Here is an 18203-nt window from a genome sequence, read left to right on the forward strand (position 1 = left end):
GAATATTAAGGCACATTCAAATAGATATCCGTCGCATCTTTGACCTGTTATTTATTTTCAGTGCCTAAAGAATCAGTATAAATATTGTACTGGTTCTTTTGTTTTTTTATGAAATAATAGGTATTTTTTATTTTATTATGCACAAAATAAGTTTATAAATAATTATATTTAAAATATTTATAAAAATATGTTAATATCTCTGAAACTATAAAAATAAAAGAGTATTAAATTATTTGTTAGATATTGGAATTGTAGTAGGAGGATTCTTATGAAAAAGAATAATATATATTTAAAAAGAGCTATAATATTTGTATTAGCAATAATTTTATCATATAGCAGTACAACTCTTTACATATTACCTTATAAAAATGCTAGTAGAGCAGTATCTTATTACTATGGTTCAAAAGGTAAAATAATAACTGACACTCAAACCAAACTAAAGGCATGGGGATATTATACTGGATCAGTAGATGGAGTTTATGGATATAATACCTATAAAGCAGTAAGAAAATTTCAGTCAAAAAATAAGTTAAAAGTAGATGGAGTTATAGGAGATAGAACTTTAGCTGCATTAGGTATAAATGTAGGTAGTAAAACTTCTTCTTCTAGCAAAAAATATACTAATAATCAAGATGTAATGTTACTTGCAAGGCTTATAAATGGTGAAGCGAGAGGAGAACCTTATGAAGGTCAAGTAGCAGTAGGTGCAGTTGTTTTAAATAGAACAAGAAATTCTAAATTCCCTAATACTGTAGCAGGAGTAATATATCAACCGGGTGCTTTTACAGCTATAGTTGATGGTCAAATAAATGCTCAAATAAAACAAAGTTCAATAAATGCTGCAAGAGATGCTTTAAATGGTTGGGATCCATCTGGAGGTGCAATATATTATTTTAACCCTGATAAGGCTACAAGTGCTTGGATTTGGTCAAGACCATTAATTAAGATTATAGGTAAGCATAGATTTTGTAATTAAAAATTTATAATAAATGGTTGACAAAATTCAAAATAGTCATATAATAATATTATATAATCTTTACTAAAATACTCGGAAATAAATAAAAACGTTGAAAAAGGAAAGTAACATAAAATTAATTTTAAGAGAGGAAACTAATTGCTGAGAGGTTTCTAAAGAGGTTTTATGTGAAGTGCCCTTTGGAGTTATGTACCGAATGAAGTAGGCTACATCGGGGTTCTCCCGTTATAGAGATAGAGTATAGCTTATGATAAATTGTGCTGTGCTTTAAAAAACAAGAGATGCTATAATAGCATAACTAGGGTGGAACCACGGAGCATAACTTCGTCTCTATATTTTAGAGACGGGGTTTTTTTATTTATAAAATATTAGCTCCTTTGTGGTGAAATTTTTAAAATATTAAAAAAGTATATTAAATTTAAGGGGGAATTATAATGATATATGATAACGCACTACAATTGATAGGTAATACTCCTGTTATAAAATTTAAAAGTTCAGATAAAGAAAATTCGGGGGAAGTTTATGTTAAGCTTGAAAAATTTAATCCTGGTGGAAGCATAAAAGATAGAGCAGCTCTTGGTATGATTGAGGATGCAGAAAAAGAAGGATTAATAAAAAAAGGGGATACTATAGTAGAGCCTACTAGTGGAAATACGGGTATAGGTCTTGCTATGGTTGGTGTTCTTAAAGGATATAAAGTAATAATAGTTATGCCAGATTCTATGAGTATAGAAAGAAGAAATATGATAAAAGCTTATGGAGCGGAGCTTGTTCTTACGGAAGGAAATAAAGGAATGAGTGGAGCTATAGAAAAAGCTGAGGAAATAGCTAAAGGAAAAGAAGGATATTTTATACCAGAACAATTTTCAAATCCATCTAATTCAAAAAAACATTATGAAACTACTGCAATTGAAATTATTTCAGATATAGAGGATTTAGATGTTTTTATAGCATCTGTAGGAACTGGTGGAACTATATCTGGAATAGGTAAAAAATTAAAAGAAATCAATAAAGATATAAAAATCATAGCTATAGAACCTTCAAGTTCTTCAGTAATATCTGGAGGAAAACCAGGTGCTCATAAGATACAAGGTATAGGTGCTGGTTTTATACCAAAAGTGTATGAAGAAAAATTTGTAGATGAAGTTATAACTGTATCTGATGAAGAAGCTTATAAATATGCTAGAGAATTTTCAAGAAAAGAAGGAATATTAGTTGGTATATCTACAGGAGCTAATATTGCAGGAGCTATAAAGGTAGCTCAAAAGATAGGAAAAGGTAAAAAGATAGTTACTGTATCTCCTGATGGTGGTGAAAAATATATATCCACAGGATTATATGATTAAATTAAAATAAGGAGGAAAAGTTATGAGAAATCCGTTTAAAATGTTAGCTTATGATATAAAAAGTGCTATGGAAAAAGATCCAGCAGCTAGAAATCCATTAGAAGTAATTATTTTATACCCATTTATGCATGCTTTAATACAGCATAGAATAGCTCACTTTTTTTACAAAATTAAGTTGTTTTTCATAGCAAGACTTATATCTCAATTAGCACGATTTTTTACAGGAATAGAGATTCATCCAGGAGCTACTATAGGAAAAGGACTTTTTATAGACCATGGTATGGGAGTTGTAATTGGAGAAACGGCAGAAATTGGAGATAATGTAATGCTCTATCATGGAGTAACTTTAGGTGGAACGGGCAAAGATAAAGGTAAAAGACATCCTACTATAGGAAATAATGTAACTATAGGTTGCGGAGCTAAGGTATTAGGTCCTATAGAAATTGGAGACAACTGTAAGATTGGAGCAAATGCAGTGGTTTTAAAAGATATAAAAGAAGGATCTACAGCAGTTGGAATACCAGCTAAAGTTGTAAGAGCTACAAAAACATCTCCAATAATAACTATAGATGGTTTTGATGGAAAAGCAAAAGAAATATTTAATGATATGGTAATATAAAGTTATAATAAAAATTTATGCTAGAGGTATAAAGTATGAACTATAAAAATAAGATAAAAAATTATTGTAATGAACTAGGGATTGATACAATAGGTACTATTAAATGTAGAATTTTTGATGAGCTTACTTTAGTATTAAAAAATAGAAAATTAAACGGATTAGAAAATGAATTTGAAGAATCTAATTTAGAAAATAGAATTAATCTTTATAAATATATGGAAAATGGGAAAACAATAATTTCTATTGCTTTCCCTTATTTATTCCATAATAAAATTAATAAAGGAGTATATTTTTCTAAATACACTCAAGGAAAAGATTATCATATAGTAGTTTCAAGTTATCTAAAAAAAATATGTAGTTATATAGAATCCTTAGGAGGAAAAGCTTGTTATTTTGTAGATAGTAATGCTCTTCCAGAGAGATATATTGCTTATTTAGCAGGTGTAGGGTTTATAGGCAAAAATAAAATGCTCATTACTCCTAAATATGGATCCTATGTATTTTTAGGAGAAATAATTACAGACATAGATATGGAGGAAGATAAACCTAAAAAAAATTTGTGCGGAGAATGTAGGTTGTGTTTAGATTCTTGCCCTACAGGAGCTTTAAAAGAGAAAAATTTTAATATATGTTTATCTTATATAACTCAAAAGAAGCATATAGATGATAAATGGTTTGAAAAATTAGGAGGCAGGATATTTGGCTGTGATACCTGTCAAAGAGTATGTCCTTTTAATAAAAATATAAGTATGAGTAATTTAAATGAATTTAAACCTTATGATTTTATGTCAAAAATAAACCTAGATGAACTTATATATATAAATAATAAAATATTTAAAGAAAAATATAAATTAACTTCTTCAGGGTGGAGAGGAAAGAATATATTACAAAGAAATGCTATAATAAATATGATGAAGTTAAATAATCTTTATATTGATAAAGAAAAAATAAATTCCCCATATATATTAGATTATTATAATAGACTTTTAGACTATTTCAAATTATAATCTATATGTATTAATTTTTAATAATTTACTTTTGTGAGGTGTTTACTATGATTTCTCCTATGACATCAAAGATTATAGGGTGTTTACCTAGAGGGGTTCTAAGATTTGTTGCAAAAACTATATTAAATGGATATATAAAAAAATATGCAAATATTAATATTACAGGGTACGAGAACATAAAAGATCTTGATAAACCAATACTTTTTGTATGTAATCATTTAAGTAATTCAGATGCACTAATTATAGATAAAATATTAAAAGATCAAGATATAACTTTTGTAGCAGGTGTAAAGCTTAATAGTAATGAATTGACTAAACTTGGAATGGAAATCACTAAAACTGTATGTATAAAGCCTAATAGTGCAGATAAACAAGCAATATCTAATATTATAAAAACATTAAAAGCAGGTAACAATATGCTTATATTCCCAGAAGGGACAAGAAGTAGAACTGGGAAATTAATGGAGCCTAAAAAGGGAGTAATTTTGATTAAAAAATTATCTAAAGCAACACTTGTACCTTTAGGTTTAAGTGGTACAGAAAAACTTTTACCTATAAATGATAAAAATATGGCTCTAGAAAGTTTTCAAAATGCTGATGTAACTTTAAATATAGGAAAACCTTTAGAGTTACCTAAAAAGGTAAAAGAAGAAACAAAACATGAGCACGAGAAAAGATGTATAGATCTTATAATGTATAAAATAGCAGATCTATTACCAGAAGAATATAGAGGAGTATATAAAATTTAAATATAGAAGGTGGTGTTGAAATGGAAAAAAAGATTGTAAATAATATTATTGATGAATTAAAAAAATTATATCCTGATGTAAAATGTGAACTTAATTATAAAACACCATTTCAGCTTTTAATATCAACTATATTATCAGCACAGACAACAGATAAAAAAGTTAATGAAGTAACTAAAGATTTATTTTTATTATATCCATCTATAGAAGAATTTTTAAATTTATCTCAATTAGAGCTTCAAGAGTATATAAAAAAAATAGGTCTTTATAGAAACAAATCAAAAAATATAGTAGCTTTGTGTACAAAATTAAAAGAAGATTTTAATGGCAGTGTACCTAATAGTTATGAAGATTTAATTACTTTGCCTGGAGTAGGAAGAAAAACAGCAAATGTAGTTTTAGCTAATGCTTTTAATGTTCCAACTATAGCTGTTGATACCCATGTTTTTAGAGTATCTAACAGAATAGGATTAGCTTCAAGTAAAAACGTACTAAATACTGAAAAACAGCTTCAAAAAATAATTCCTAAAGATTTATGGATACTTATGCATCATCTTTTGATTTTTCATGGAAGAAGATGTTGCACTGCACGAAACCCAAAATGTAATCTTTGTCCTATAAGTAAATATTGTGTTTACTATAAAGATAATATAAATAATTCTATTGATAAGTAAAAATATTTATTTAGGATTTTAAAAAATATATAATATGTAAAAATGTTTTTTAAAGTTAGTTGATTTTTTACTATAACCTTGTGAAATAAAACTAGTATTTTTTAGACAAGTGAAAGTTTTTATAGGAATATATACATTTGTTCTATTTTATATAGTATGATTATATTAATAAGCAAGTTATCAACAGTTTATATTAAAAACATATCCACATGTGGATATGTTTTTAATATAAACTGTTGATAATTTTTAATGAAAAAGGAGGCAATTATGGATATAAGACAAAAGGCTTTAAAGGTACATAAGGAAAACAGGGGAAAACTAAAAATTGAATCAAAAATAAAGGTTGAAAATAAAGAAGATTTAGCTATAGCTTATACTCCAGGGGTAGCAGAACCTTGTATTAAAATATCAGAAGATATTAATTCAGTTTATGATTACACTATGAAGGGAAATACAGTTGCAGTAGTTACCAATGGTACAGCAGTTTTAGGATTAGGAGATATAGGTCCCTATGCAGGACTTCCTGTTATGGAAGGAAAAGCTCTTTTATTTAAGGAGTTTTCAAATATTAATGCTTTTCCTATTTGCATAGATAGTAAGGATCCAGATGAAATAATAAAAACTGTTAAACTTATATCTTCTACATTTGGAGGAATAAATTTAGAAGATATAAAAGCTCCAGAATGTTTTTATATAGAAAAAGAATTAAAAAAACAATTAGATATACCTGTATTTCATGATGATCAACATGGAACAGCAATAGTTGTTCTAGCAGGAATATATAATGCTTTAAAAGTAGTTAATAAAAAATTAGAAGAAGCTAAAATACTGATAAATGGAGCTGGATCTGCAGGCATTTCTATATGTAAACTTCTTATGGAAGCTGGAGCTAAAAACATTGTAATGTGTGATAAAAATGGTGCTTTAGTTGAAAATGGACAAGGCTTAAATGAAGCTCAAAAAAGTATTTCAGCTATAACTAATAGAGATAAAGAAGAAGGAAATCTTAAAGAAGTAATAAAAGGAAAAGATGTGTTTATAGGGGTATCTGCTCCTAAAATAGTTACAAAAGAAATGGTATCAACTATGAATAAAGATGCTATAATATTTGCTATGGCAAATCCTACTCCTGAAATTATGCCAGATGAAGCAAAATTAGGAGGAGCTAAGGTAATTGCTACAGGAAGATCAGATTTTCCAAATCAAATAAACAATGTTTTAATATTCCCAGGAATATTTAGAGGAGCATTAGATGCAAGGTCAAAAGTTATAAACGAAGAAATGAAGTTAGCGGCAGCAAAAGCTATAGCTAGCTTAATAGATGAAAAAGAATTAAATAATGAATATATAATTCCAGATCCTTTTGATAAAAGAGTAGCAAAATGTGTTTCAGATTCAGTAAAACAAGTAGTTATTAATATGAATAAATAAAAGTTTTTAAAGTAAATTTATAATAGATAATAAAAATTGCTATGAACTTAAAATCATATAAATTTTAAGTTCATAGTGACTTTTTATACTAAAAAATAATTAATTATTATTTTTTAGAAATTTATTCATAGCAAACATTATATAACATTTATGCATTTTAGTTTTAACAGTTATTTTAAAAGTTCTTTTTTTAACATATCTAAAGTTTTATTTACAACGGTGTTTCTAACGGATTGCCTATCACCAGAACAATTTAATTTTTCAACTAAAGTTTTATCATGTATGTTAATTCCAATGTAAACAAGTCCAACAGGCTTTTCTTTTGTTCCTCCTCCAGGGCCAGCTACTCCAGTAGTTGATATTCCTATATCTGTATTTGAAGATTTTCGTATTCCTTCTGCCATTTCTTTTGCAGTTTCAGTACTTACAGCTCCATGTTTATCTAAAGTTTCTTTTTTTACATTTAATCTTTTCATTTTTGATTCATTACTATAAGTAACAGCCCCTTCTAGAAAAGACGATGAAATTCCAGGATAGTTTATTAGAGTTCCAGCTAAAAGTCCTCCTGTACAGGATTCAGCAGTAGAAATAGTAAGGTTTTTTTCTGTTAAGAGTTTACCTACAATAAATTCTACTTTATTATTATCCATATTTTTCTTGTTTTCTTTAGTAGTTATATTATTTTTTTTATCCATAAAATTTACTACCTCCTTAAAAGTTGTAACCTTTATGTATTAAATTAAAAGGGATTTTTTGATATTATGTGTGTATAAGTTATTATGTTATAATTAAGTTTAAAAATAACTAAGATAAATTTTAAAGTATAAAAATTTAAAAGTATTTGAAAGTATAACAATACTTTAGATTAATTTACAGTATATACTATAATTAGTTATTTTAAAAGATAATCACTTAAATGTGTTGTATAAAGTTTTTATATTTTGTAGTATAATGTTTATGGTCTTAAAGGGGTGATTGATTTGGAAAGTAAAGTAAGAGTAACAAGGAGGGCTAAACCTAAAAAGCCAGTTAAGATGTATGCAATAATAATTTCTTTAATAATATTATTTGTATTATCTGGATTTGGAACTTATCAGTACTCAAAAATAAAACATTTTAACAATTTAATATATCCAGGGGTATCTATAGAGGGTATAGACTTATCAGGAAAGACTAAAGAACAGGCTAGGAAACTAGTTGAAAAAAATTATTGGAATAAAATACTTGGCAAAAAAATTAATGTAAAAGCTAATGATAAAACTTATACTTTAAAGTATTCTGAGTTAAAATCTACTAGTAATTTAGATAAAGTAATGGATGATGCTTTTAATTATGGTAAAAATTTAATCATATTCAAAAAGTATGATATTATAAAACATAAAAAAGGAAAGAATTTTCATTTGAATTTTGGATATGATAAAAAAACTATAGATTCTTTTGTATCTAAGATTGAAAAAGCTGTAAAAGTTAATCCTGTAAATGCTTCCTTGTCATTAAATGGAGGAAATTTTGATGTTACACCAGGTCAAAATGGTAAGGCACTTGATAAAGATAAATTGAAAAAGGAATTAGTTTCTAGTATTAGTCCTGAAAATTTTAATGATGTAACTAAAACAGCAGTTATAAATACAGTTAAGCCAAGAATTACATCAGACAAGCTTTCTTCTGTAAGTACTCAAGTAGGAAGTTATTCTACCAATTATGGTGGTTCACAGCCAGGAAGAAAAAATAACATTGAGCTAGCTACTCAAGCTATAAATGGTACAACAATAATGCCTGGAGATGTATTTAGTTTTAATGGTATTGTAGGAGAAAGAACTTCTGAAAAAGGTTATCAAGCAGCTCCTGTTATAATAAAGGATAAGCTTGAACCTGGAATAGGTGGAGGAATATGTCAAGTATCAACAACATTATTTAATGCAGTTGATAAAGCTGGTTTAGAATCAACTGAAAGAACTCATCATACTTTACCAGTTCACTATGTTCCAGAAGGAAAAGATGCTACAGTTGATTTTGGAAATATAGATTATAAATTTAAAAATAATTTTTCAAGTCCTGTATACATTGAAAGTTATACTAGTAATGGTCAAATTGCATTTAATATTTATTCAAGTGGTAAATAAATATAACCTATATTAAATAGAAAGTTAAGACTTTTAGTCTTAACTTTTTTTCTTGCTATTTTTAATGTATATAGTTTTATTTATGAATATAAAAATCAATTTAAACTAAATATATATAATGAATTTTATATTTTGTTATTAAGTTTAATTTTTATAAGTATATATAACTATACATTTATATTTTATTATGAGGTGTGAATTATGGCAGTAAGGAAATTTTCTAATATGAGTAAAATTACTAAAATATTTTTAGTTTTAGTTACATTAGTACTAATATCTTTAGGGGGAGGGTATATATATATTAAGAATGAAGTATCTAAATATAATAATTTAATATATCCTTCTGTATATATAGAAAATATAAATTTATCTTCTAAAAGTAAAACTGAGGCAAAAAATATAATGAATAAAAAATTTTCAAATCCTATTGAGAAAAAAAATATAAATATAATAGATGACGGAGAGAGTTATTCTCTTTTATATTCTAAATTAAAACCTAAATATGATATTGATAAAGCTATTGATGAAGCATTCGATTATGGGAAGAACTTAAAAATTTTAGATAAATATAATATTATAAATAAAAAAGAAACTAAAAAATATAAATTAAGTCTTTCTTATGATAAAAAATATTTGAGAGAATTTTTGAACTATGTAGAAAAGAAAATAAATAGAAATTATGAAAATGCTAAAATAAATGTATCAAATGGAAATATAAATATTACAGATGATAAAAAGGGCAAAAAACTAGATAAAGATAAACTTAACAAAATGTTAGAATCAAAAATAAAATCTAAATCATTTTCAGATATAAATATTAAAGCTCCTGTAAATGAATCTGAAGCAAAGATAACAAAAAATAAACTTAGTGTAATAAATAAAAATGTATCAAATTATACTACAAACTATGGAAGCATTTCTTCTAGTGAGAGAATGAATAATATAAAAATTGCTACTGACAGTATAAATGGGACTCTTCTTATGCCTAATGATATATTTAGTTTTAATAAAATAGTAGGCCCAAGGACTTTAAAAAAAGGCTATAAAAAAGCACCTGTAATAGTAGGAACTAAAGCTCAGCCAGGATTAGGTGGAGGTATATGTCAAGTGTCTAGTACATTATATAATTGTATTTTAGAGGCTAATTTAAAACCAGTAGAAAGAGAGCATCATTCAATTCCATCTCATTATGTGGAACTTGGAAGAGATGCTACAGTTAATTATGGTAGCATAGATTTGAAATTTAAAAATACTTTAAAATATCCCATATATATAGAAGGAAAAACTTCAAATGGAAATGTGAACTTTAACATTTATTCTAATAAATCTTTAAATAATATAAGTTATAAAATAAGCTCTAAGGTTTATGATACTATAACACCAAAGGAAAAATATATATATGACTCTAGTATTCCTAAAGGAAAAATTGAAATTACTAATAATTCATCTATGGGATATAAGGTTAAAACTTATAGAAATATAATAAAAAACGGTAAGATTATAAAAAAAGAATTAGTATCAGATGATTTTTATAGACCTGTTGATAAATTAATTAAAAAGGGAGTTTAATAGATAGTATTTATTTTAATTTATTAAGTATTATTGTAAATAAAATTTAGAATTATAGTAATAATACTATTAGAGGTGATAGTAAGTATGTTTAATCCAAAAAGAGTTGTATTTGAAGAAGCAGCATTAGATTATGAAAAAGGTAAAATATTACTTAGTAAATTTAAAGATAAAAATTTAGATATAAGATATTCAAAAAGTGGTAGAGTAACTGGTATACCTGGTAAAACTCCTAGCGATATGTATTTAGAAGGAAAAAATACTTTAGTTGTAGGTGTAAGAAAATCTTTAAAATTTCAAACTTGTAAACCCTCAGCCCATTATCAATTACCTTTAGTTAGTGGATGCATGGGAATGTGTGAGTATTGTTACTTGAACACTCAAATGGGTAAAAAACCATATATAAAAATATATGCTAATACTTTAGAAATTCTTAATAAAGCTGAAGAATATGCCAAAGAAAGACTTCCTGAAACTACTATTTTTGAAGGGGCAGCAACATCTGATCCTATACCAGTAGAACCATATAGTAATTCTTTAAAAGACACTATAGAATATTTTGGTAAAAAAGATAATATGAAGTTTAGGTTTGTTACTAAGTTTACTAATATAGATAATTTATTAAATCTCAATCACAATAATAAAACAACTATAAGATTTAGTATAAATACAGAAAAAATAATACAAGAATTTGAACATAGAACTCCTCAAATTATGGATAGATTAAATGCTGCATATAAAGTAGCAGATGCTGGATATAAAGTTGGATTTATAATAGCACCAGTGTTTATATATGATAATTGGAAAAATGAATATACAGATTTATTGTTAACCATAAAAAATTTATTTAGGAATAAAGAAATAAAATTTGAAGTTATATCTCATAGATTTACAAAACGAGCAAAACAAAATATATTAGATATATTTCCAAGTACATTACTTCCTATGGAAGAAGAAGAAAGAAAATTTAAATATGGTCAATTTGGATATGGAAAATATATATATAAGGATCAAGACTTAAATGATATGAAGGATTTTTTTAAAAATAATATAATAAAATATTTTGGAGAAGAAAGTATAAATTATATTATATAGTCGAAAAGTTTCTATATGATGTACTTAATAGTCTTTACTAAAACTTAATAATGGAGTAATATATTTATTGTACCATTTAGTATAGTTTTATCTTATCTTAATAGGAGGAAAATATTTTGAATTTAAATATAGTCTTGTTTCAACCAGAAATACCTCAAAATACAGGGAATATAGCTAGAACTTGTGTGCTTACAAATTGTAAACTCCATTTAATAAAGCCACTAGGTTTTAGTTTAGATGAAAAACATCTAAGGAGAGCAGGATTAGATTACTGGAAATATTTAGATTTATCTATATACGATTCTTATGAGGAATTAAGAGAAAAATATAAGGATTCAGATTTTTATTTTTCTACTACTCATGGAGATAATTATTACTCAGATGCAAAGTTTAAAGAGGGAGACTTTATAGTTTTTGGAAGAGAATCCTGTGGACTACCAGATGATATAAAATCTTCAGACCTTAGTAAATGTATAAGAGTACCTATGATAAAATCCAGTACTAGATCATTAAACTTATCTAACACAGTAGCAGTTGTTGCATATGAAGGATTGAGACAATTAGGTTTTCCAAATATGAAATAGGAGGAATATGCATGGATAAAATAAAAATTATAACAGATAGCACCTCAGATTTACCTATAGAAATAATAAATAAATATGATATACATGTAATTCCTTTACTAGTAACTTTCCCAGAAAAAACATATAAAGATAGAGTAGATATAACTTTAGCTGAAGTTTTTGATAAAATAGATAATGAAGGAACTTTTCCATCTACATCTCAAGTTAATCCACAAAGATTTGTAGATTGTTATAAAAGTTATTTAGATCAAGGGTATAAAATAGTATCTATACATTTATCATCAAAAATGAGTGGAACATATCAATCTGCATGTATAGCAAAAGGAATACTTGAATCTGAAGATATAGAAATTATAGATAGTCAAAACGTAACGTCAGGACTAGGGCTTTTAGTAATCAAGGCTTGCAATTTGAGAGAGCAAGGTTTAAATTATATTGAAATATCAAATGAAATAAAGGAAGCTATTCCTCATGTTAAAAGTGTACTAGCTTTTGAAACTTTAGATTATTTAGTTAAAGGTGGAAGGCTTTCAAAGACAGGTGGATTTATTGGTAATGTTTTAGGAATAAAACCTATTTTAGCAGTAGAAAATGGGGAAATGGTAATAAAGGATAAAGTTAGAGGCAGTAAAAAAGCAATAAGAGCAGTTAATGAATACTTAAAAAGAGTAGGAATAAAACCTTCAGAACAATCAATACTATTACATGTTCAAAATAAAGATATATTGTCAGTATTAAGAGAAAATTTAAGTGATGATGATATTCCTTTTATAGAATGTGAGGTTGGATGTGTAGTTGGTATATATGCAGGACCAGGAGCTTGTGGAGTGTTTTTCATAGAAAATTATTAATAATTAGGCTGGATCTTAAAAAGATACAGCCATTATAAATAAATTGAATGAAAACGTTTATAAAATATGGTATTATTTTATTTAGAGATAAATTAATAAAATTTTTAATGTAGGAAATCATAATAAATGAATTTATATTGAATTGTTAATTTAATATAATGAAAATACATTAAATTTAATATTTTTAAAATTATTTTAACTTTCTAGCAGGAAATGGCTAGGATTTGTAGAATTTAGTTAATTGCTAGTTAATAATTGTGTATAAAATTGGGAGGTAATGTCAATGAAAAAAAGGAAAATACTTGCATTTTTGGCAGCTGGAATAATGACAGTTTCATTATTGGCAGGTTGTGGAGCTAAAAAAGAAGAATCTTCAACAAAAGATTCAGGTGAAAAAGTAAAAATAGGACTTTCTACTGATGAAGGTGGATTAAATGATAAATCATTTAACCAAGCAGCAGATGAAGGTGTTAAAAAAGCTCAAAAAGAGTTTGGTGTAGAATATAAACCAATAGAATCTAAACAAAAGGAAGATTATGAATCAAACTTAGAAGCATTAGTAAATGATAATTGTAATTTAGTTTTTGGTGTAGGATTCCAAATGGAGCAAGCAATGAAAAATGTAGCAGGAAAATATAGTGATAAAAAATTTGCTATAGTTGATACAGAAGTAAAAGCTCCTAATGTTTTATCTTTAAAATTTAAAGATCACGAAGGATCTTTCTTGATGGGTGTTATAGCAGGAAAAATGACTAAGACTAATAAAGTTGGTTTTATAGGTGGTAAAGATTTTGCTCCTATAAATAAATTTGAAGCAGGATATATAGCTGGTGTTAAATCAGTAAATCCAGAAGCTGCTAAAGCTTTAATGGGAAAAGATAATAAACCAGGAGCTATGGTTAAATATGCAGATAGTTTTGGAGATACAAATAAAGGTTATGAATTAGCTAAATCATTATATGGTTCTGGATGTGACGTTATATATCATGCAGCAGGTGGAGTTGGAATTGGAATGTTTAAAGCTGCTAAAGAATTAAAAGATTCAGGAAAAGCAGTATGGGCAATTGGTGTTGATAAAGATCAAGCGCTTACAGTTCCAAAATATAAAGATGTAATATTATCTAGTATGTTAAAAAGAGTAGATACTGCAACATATGATGCTACAAAACAAATAGTAGATGGTAAATTTGAAGGTGGAAAAACTATAGAACTTGGAGTTAAAGAAGATGGTGTAGCAGTAGCTGGAACTTCTAAAGATAATACTCCAAAAGAAGTTTTAGATTTAGTTGAAAAATATAAAAATGCTATAAAAGAAGAAAAAATAAAAGTTCCTGCAACTAGAAAAGAATTAGCTAATTTTACACCTACAGAGATAAAATAACACTTTACTAATAAGCTAATTGAATAATATAATAAAAGCTAGATGTATTATCATCTAGCTTTTATAGAATATATGTTTAAAATAACATTATACAAAATGGAATGGAGGGAGGTGGCTGATTATTTGGTTTTTTAACCATATAATCAGAGAATTTTCATGGATAGAGTAGTGGAAATGAAAAATATAACAAAAATATTTCCTGGAACAGTAGCTAACGATGACGTGAATTTTGATTTAATAAAAGGAGAAACTCATGTTTTGCTTGGTGAAAATGGTGCAGGGAAAACTACACTTATGAATATCCTGTATGGATTGTATCAACCGGAAAAAGGAGAAATATACATAAAAGATAAAAAAGTTAATATGACAACTCCTAATGATGCTATAAAATCAGGAATAGGAATGGTTCACCAACATTTTATGTTGGTACATAATTTTACTGTAGCAGAAAACATAGTTTTAGGAATAGAACCTAAAAAAGGTTTTAGACTAGATATGGATAAGGCTAAAAAAAGTGTTAAAGAAATTGCAGATAAATATGGGTTTAATATAAATCCTGACTCAGTAATAGAGGATATATCTGTAGGACAACAACAAAAGGTAGAAATATTAAAAGCTTTGTATAGAGGAGCTGAGATATTAATACTTGATGAGCCTACTGCAGTTTTGACTCCTCAAGAGATTGATGAATTAAGTGAAATAATAGACAACTTAGAAAAGCAAGGTAAATCAGTAATACTTATAACTCATAAGTTAAAAGAAGTTATGAAAATGAGTGATAGAGTAACTATAATTAGAAGAGGTAAAGTTACAGGTACTGTTAAGACTTCAGAAACTGATATAGATGAGCTTGCAGAACTTATGGTAGGAAGAAAAGTAAATTTAAAAGTAGATAAAAAGGAAGCAAAAATAGGAAAAGAAATATTAAAAGCCCAAAATGTAACTGCAAAAGATAAAAGAGGGGTAGAAGTTTTAAAAGGAGTAAATTTAGAAGTTAAGTGTGGAGAAATATTAGGAATAGCTGGAGTAGATGGAAATGGACAAAGTGAGTTTATAGAAGTATTAACAGGACTTAGAAAGGCTGAATCAGGTACTGTAGAACTTGATGGCAAAAATATAATTGGCAAATCTCCAAGGCAAATAATAGATAGTGGAGTAGGACATATCCCAGAAGATAGACATAAAAGAGGACTTATTCTTAAATATCCTTTATACGAAAATTCTGTACTAGGAACATATCACAGAAAACCTCATAGTAATGGTTTAGTTATGAATTATAAAGAAATAAGACAGTATTGCAATAAGCTTATAGAAGAATTTGATGTTAGAACTCCTAATGATGAAGTATATGCATCTTCACTATCAGGTGGTAATCAACAAAAGCTTATAGTTGCAAGAGAAATATCAAAGGATCCTAAGTTATTAATAGCTGCTCAACCTACAAGAGGACTAGATGTAGGAGCTATAGAATATATCCATAAAAGATTGGTACAGGAAAGAGATAATGGTAAAGCAGTATTACTTGTTTCTCTTGAACTAGACGAAGTGTTAGCGCTATCAGATAGAATAGCAGTAATGTATGATGGAAAAGTTATTTCTGTTTTAAATAGAGAAGAAGCTAATGAACAAAAATTAGGGATATTAATGGCTGGTGGAACATTAAAAGATAGTGAAAAAGAGGTGAAAGATAGTGAGTAATGATAAAAATCAACAAAAATCATTTTCTAATCCTTTAGTTAAGGGATTAAAAGCTTTAGCTTTCCCGTTTTTAGCTATAATAATTGCTGTATTTGTATCTGTGTTTTTTGTAATGTGGGCCAAAGGATATTCTCCACTTCAATATTTCTCAGCTTTAAATGATTTATTTAAAACTATTTGGAATGGAAGCTTTGGTGATAAAAGAAAGACTTTAGAAACTATGGTATATGTAACACCTTTAATTTTTACAGGTATAGCAAATGCTGTAGCTTTTAGATGTGGACTTTTTAATATTGGAGTAGCAGGACAATTTATAGTAGGAATGGTTTCAGCAGCACTTATTGGACTTATACCAGGATTAAATCCTATAGTTCATGGAATTTTAATAGTATTAGGTGGTATAGTTGCAGGTGCTATTTGGGCTGGTATACCAGGATATTTAAAAGCTAAAATAGGAACAAATGAAGTTATAAATACTATAATGATGAACTATTTAGCATTATATTTAGGAAATTATATAATATTAAGATCAAGATTTGCAGTTAAAGGAAAAGCAAATACTCCTTTAATACAAAAAAGTGCAGAGTTATTAAGATTTAGTAATATAAGTAGAGCTAATATAAGTTTAATAATAGCAATAGTATGTGCTGTATTTATATATTGGCTTTTAAAGAAAACTACTGTAGGTTATGAAATAAGAGCTGTAGGTCTTAATGCTTCTGGAGCAGAGTATGGTGGAATAAATATAGCTAAAAATACTATTTTAGCAATGGTTATTTCAGGAGCTATTGGTGGAATTGGTGGAGCTACACATATAGCAGGTGTAATGCATCAAGCTCAAGACATGATGGCTCTTCCAAGTTTTGGATTTGATGGTATAGCAGTTGCTTTACTTGCAAAAAATAATCCTATAGGATGTATACCTTCAGCTATATTATTTGGAGCATTAAATAGTAGTTCTAAAATGTTACAACTTAATGGAATACCTAAAGAAATTGTTTATTTAGTTCAATCTATTATAATAATATTTGTTGCTACTGATTATATAGTAAAATACTTTTCAGAAAAGAAAAAGAAGAGGAAGGTGTTAATTGATGGATAATTTAATGATAATAGGATTAATAACAGCTACATTAAGAAGTGCAACTCCATTAGTTTTTGCAGGCCTTGGAGGAGTATTTTCTGAAAGATCAGGAGTAGTAAATATAGGACTTGAAGGTATGATGATAATAGGAGCCTTTTTCTCAGTTTTAGGAACTCATTTAACAGGTAGTCCTGTAATAGGAATATTGTTTGCAGTGATTGCTGGTGGATTACTCGCTTTGTTACATGCATTTTTGAGTATAAATTTAAAAGCAGATCAGATTATATCAGGTACTGCTATTAATTTATTTGCTTCAGCACTAGCAAGTTTCTTAATATTTAAGGTGTTTAAAAAAGGTGGCCAAACAGATATAGTTAAGGCATTACCTTATAGCATACCAGCATCTATAAAATCTATACCTATAATAGGACCATTACTTGGAGGAATAAATTGGTTTGTTATAATGGCATTGATAGCAGTTATAATTTCTAACTATGTATTATTTAAAACTCCTATGGGACTTAGAATAAGAGCTATTGGAGAACATCCAAAAGCAGCTGATACATTGGGAGTAAATGTTTATAAAGTGAGATATATGTGTGTTATACTGTCAGGTGCTTTAGCAGGACTTGGTGGAGCAGCACTTATTGGTATAACTCCTGTATATAGAGAAGGAATGGTTGCAGGACGTGGATTTATAGCATTGGCTGCTATGATATTTGGTAATTGGAAGCCTTTTGGAACTATGTGGGCATGTTTATTATTTGCGTTTGGTGGATCCTTTGAAATATTTGCACAAGGATTTAGCTGGAATTTACCAACAGAAGTATATTCAAGTATTCCATATATACTAACAATGCTTGCATTAGCTGGATTTGTTGGAAAAACAGTAGCTCCAGCGGCAGATGGTCAGCCATACGAAAAAGGTCAAAGATAGATAATTAAAAGTATATTTAAAAAAAGTAAGTAAAATTTGAATTTTACTTACTTTTTTTTATTTAGTGAAGCTATATAACTTT

General features: G+C 27.4%; 16 protein-coding genes, 1 pseudogene and 1 other annotated feature. Of the genes and pseudogenes, 16 read left to right on the forward strand and 1 reads right to left on the reverse strand.

All coding sequences use genetic code 11. The features are described from left to right. Positions 1–268 precede the first annotated feature (268 nt). The 7 genes from sleB (at position 269) to ABDZ71_RS14800 (ending at position 6799) form a co-directional block, all read left to right on the forward strand. Positions 269–976 (forward strand): spore cortex-lytic enzyme, encoded by a 708-nt coding sequence (gene sleB, locus ABDZ71_RS14770; protein WP_343762727.1) that lies wholly within the window; start codon positions 269–271, stop codon positions 974–976. Positions 977–1058: 82 nt separating this feature from the next. Then, positions 1059–1311 (forward strand) — a binding site (T-box leader). 99 nt (positions 1312–1410) lie between these two features. Further along, on the forward strand, positions 1411–2322 hold the full coding sequence (cysK, locus tag ABDZ71_RS14775; RefSeq protein WP_343762729.1) for a cysteine synthase A: 912 nt from the start codon (positions 1411–1413) through the stop codon (positions 2320–2322). Between the two features lie 22 nt (positions 2323–2344). After that, positions 2345–2941: a serine O-acetyltransferase EpsC gene (epsC, locus tag ABDZ71_RS14780; RefSeq protein ID WP_343762731.1), complete on the forward strand. Its 597-nt coding sequence runs from the start codon at positions 2345–2347 to the stop codon at positions 2939–2941. A 35-nt stretch (positions 2942–2976) separates the two neighbouring features. Further along, positions 2977–3948, forward strand: coding sequence for a tRNA epoxyqueuosine(34) reductase QueG (gene queG / locus ABDZ71_RS14785; protein WP_343762733.1), 972 nt, complete (start codon positions 2977–2979; stop codon positions 3946–3948). 47 nt (positions 3949–3995) lie between these two features. Beyond that, positions 3996–4697 (forward strand): lysophospholipid acyltransferase family protein, encoded by a 702-nt coding sequence (locus ABDZ71_RS14790; RefSeq protein WP_343762735.1) that lies wholly within the window; start codon positions 3996–3998, stop codon positions 4695–4697. Between the two features lie 20 nt (positions 4698–4717). Beyond that, positions 4718–5368, forward strand: a complete 651-nt coding sequence (gene nth, locus ABDZ71_RS14795; RefSeq protein ID WP_343762737.1) for an endonuclease III — start codon at positions 4718–4720, stop codon at positions 5366–5368. A 267-nt stretch (positions 5369–5635) separates the two neighbouring features. Next, on the forward strand, positions 5636–6799 hold the full coding sequence (locus ABDZ71_RS14800) for an NAD(P)-dependent malic enzyme (protein WP_343762739.1): 1164 nt from the start codon (positions 5636–5638) through the stop codon (positions 6797–6799). 170 nt (positions 6800–6969) lie between these two features. Here ABDZ71_RS14800 and ABDZ71_RS14805 read toward each other — a convergent pair. Beyond that, positions 6970–7509: pseudogene (locus tag ABDZ71_RS14805) on the reverse strand (nicotinamide-nucleotide amidohydrolase family protein); the annotation flags it as partial. A 324-nt stretch (positions 7510–7833) separates the two neighbouring features. On the opposite strand from ABDZ71_RS14805, the gene ABDZ71_RS14810 reads away from it, so the two are divergent. The 9 genes from ABDZ71_RS14810 to ABDZ71_RS14850 all read left to right on the forward strand — a co-directional run bounded on the left by ABDZ71_RS14810 (position 7834) and on the right by ABDZ71_RS14850 (position 18121). Further along, positions 7834–8922 (forward strand): VanW family protein, encoded by a 1089-nt coding sequence (locus tag ABDZ71_RS14810; protein ID WP_343763016.1) that lies wholly within the window; start codon positions 7834–7836, stop codon positions 8920–8922. A 201-nt stretch (positions 8923–9123) separates the two neighbouring features. Beyond that, positions 9124–10491, forward strand: coding sequence for a VanW family protein (locus ABDZ71_RS14815; RefSeq protein WP_343762741.1), 1368 nt, complete (start codon positions 9124–9126; stop codon positions 10489–10491). 87 nt (positions 10492–10578) lie between these two features. Then, complete coding sequence (splB, locus tag ABDZ71_RS14820) at positions 10579–11586, forward strand: spore photoproduct lyase (RefSeq protein ID WP_343762743.1); 1008 nt, start codon at positions 10579–10581, stop codon at positions 11584–11586. A gap of 116 nt (positions 11587–11702) precedes the next feature. After that, complete coding sequence (locus tag ABDZ71_RS14825; RefSeq protein ID WP_343762745.1) at positions 11703–12170, forward strand: tRNA (cytidine(34)-2'-O)-methyltransferase; 468 nt, start codon at positions 11703–11705, stop codon at positions 12168–12170. A gap of 11 nt (positions 12171–12181) precedes the next feature. Further along, positions 12182–13021 carry a DegV family protein gene (locus ABDZ71_RS14830; protein ID WP_343762746.1) on the forward strand — a complete coding sequence of 280 codons (840 nt, stop codon included), beginning with the start codon at positions 12182–12184 and terminating at the stop codon, positions 13019–13021. 283 nt (positions 13022–13304) lie between these two features. Next, positions 13305–14402 (forward strand): BMP family lipoprotein, encoded by a 1098-nt coding sequence (locus ABDZ71_RS14835; protein WP_343762748.1) that lies wholly within the window; start codon positions 13305–13307, stop codon positions 14400–14402. Between the two features lie 156 nt (positions 14403–14558). Then, complete coding sequence (locus ABDZ71_RS14840) at positions 14559–16100, forward strand: ABC transporter ATP-binding protein (protein ID WP_343762750.1); 1542 nt, start codon at positions 14559–14561, stop codon at positions 16098–16100. Further along, entirely contained in the window at positions 16093–17202 is a 1110-nt protein-coding gene (locus ABDZ71_RS14845; protein ID WP_343762752.1) for an ABC transporter permease, read from the forward strand. The genes ABDZ71_RS14840 and ABDZ71_RS14845 overlap by 8 nt, the downstream gene beginning before the upstream one ends. Next, complete coding sequence (locus tag ABDZ71_RS14850; RefSeq protein ID WP_343762754.1) at positions 17195–18121, forward strand: ABC transporter permease; 927 nt, start codon at positions 17195–17197, stop codon at positions 18119–18121. Before ABDZ71_RS14845 ends, ABDZ71_RS14850 begins: the two co-directional genes overlap by 8 nt. Positions 18122–18203 lie beyond the last annotated feature (82 nt).

The organism is Clostridium oceanicum (assembly GCF_039521385.1).
Classification (GTDB): Bacteria; Bacillota; Clostridia; order Clostridiales; family Clostridiaceae; genus Clostridium_F; species Clostridium_F oceanicum.

What these genes read in the sequence shown, in the direction of transcription:
- sleB (WP_343762727.1), top strand. Translation starts at nt 269, where the DNA reads ATGAAAAAGAATAATATATATTTAAAAAGAGCTATAATATTTGTATTA.
- cysK (WP_343762729.1), top strand. Translation starts at nt 1,411, where the DNA reads ATGATATATGATAACGCACTACAATTGATAGGTAATACTCCTGTTATA.
- epsC (WP_343762731.1), top strand. Translation starts at nt 2,345, where the DNA reads ATGAGAAATCCGTTTAAAATGTTAGCTTATGATATAAAAAGTGCTATG.
- queG (WP_343762733.1), top strand. Translation starts at nt 2,977, where the DNA reads ATGAACTATAAAAATAAGATAAAAAATTATTGTAATGAACTAGGGATT.
- ABDZ71_RS14790 (WP_343762735.1), top strand. Translation starts at nt 3,996, where the DNA reads ATGATTTCTCCTATGACATCAAAGATTATAGGGTGTTTACCTAGAGGG.
- nth (WP_343762737.1), top strand. Translation starts at nt 4,718, where the DNA reads ATGGAAAAAAAGATTGTAAATAATATTATTGATGAATTAAAAAAATTA.
- ABDZ71_RS14800 (WP_343762739.1), top strand. Translation starts at nt 5,636, where the DNA reads ATGGATATAAGACAAAAGGCTTTAAAGGTACATAAGGAAAACAGGGGA.
- ABDZ71_RS14810 (WP_343763016.1), top strand. Translation starts at nt 7,834, where the DNA reads ATGTATGCAATAATAATTTCTTTAATAATATTATTTGTATTATCTGGA.
- ABDZ71_RS14815 (WP_343762741.1), top strand. Translation starts at nt 9,124, where the DNA reads ATGGCAGTAAGGAAATTTTCTAATATGAGTAAAATTACTAAAATATTT.
- splB (WP_343762743.1), top strand. Translation starts at nt 10,579, where the DNA reads ATGTTTAATCCAAAAAGAGTTGTATTTGAAGAAGCAGCATTAGATTAT.
- ABDZ71_RS14830 (WP_343762746.1), top strand. Translation starts at nt 12,182, where the DNA reads ATGGATAAAATAAAAATTATAACAGATAGCACCTCAGATTTACCTATA.
- ABDZ71_RS14835 (WP_343762748.1), top strand. Translation starts at nt 13,305, where the DNA reads ATGAAAAAAAGGAAAATACTTGCATTTTTGGCAGCTGGAATAATGACA.
- ABDZ71_RS14840 (WP_343762750.1), top strand. Translation starts at nt 14,559, where the DNA reads ATGGATAGAGTAGTGGAAATGAAAAATATAACAAAAATATTTCCTGGA.
- ABDZ71_RS14850 (WP_343762754.1), top strand. Translation starts at nt 17,195, where the DNA reads ATGGATAATTTAATGATAATAGGATTAATAACAGCTACATTAAGAAGT.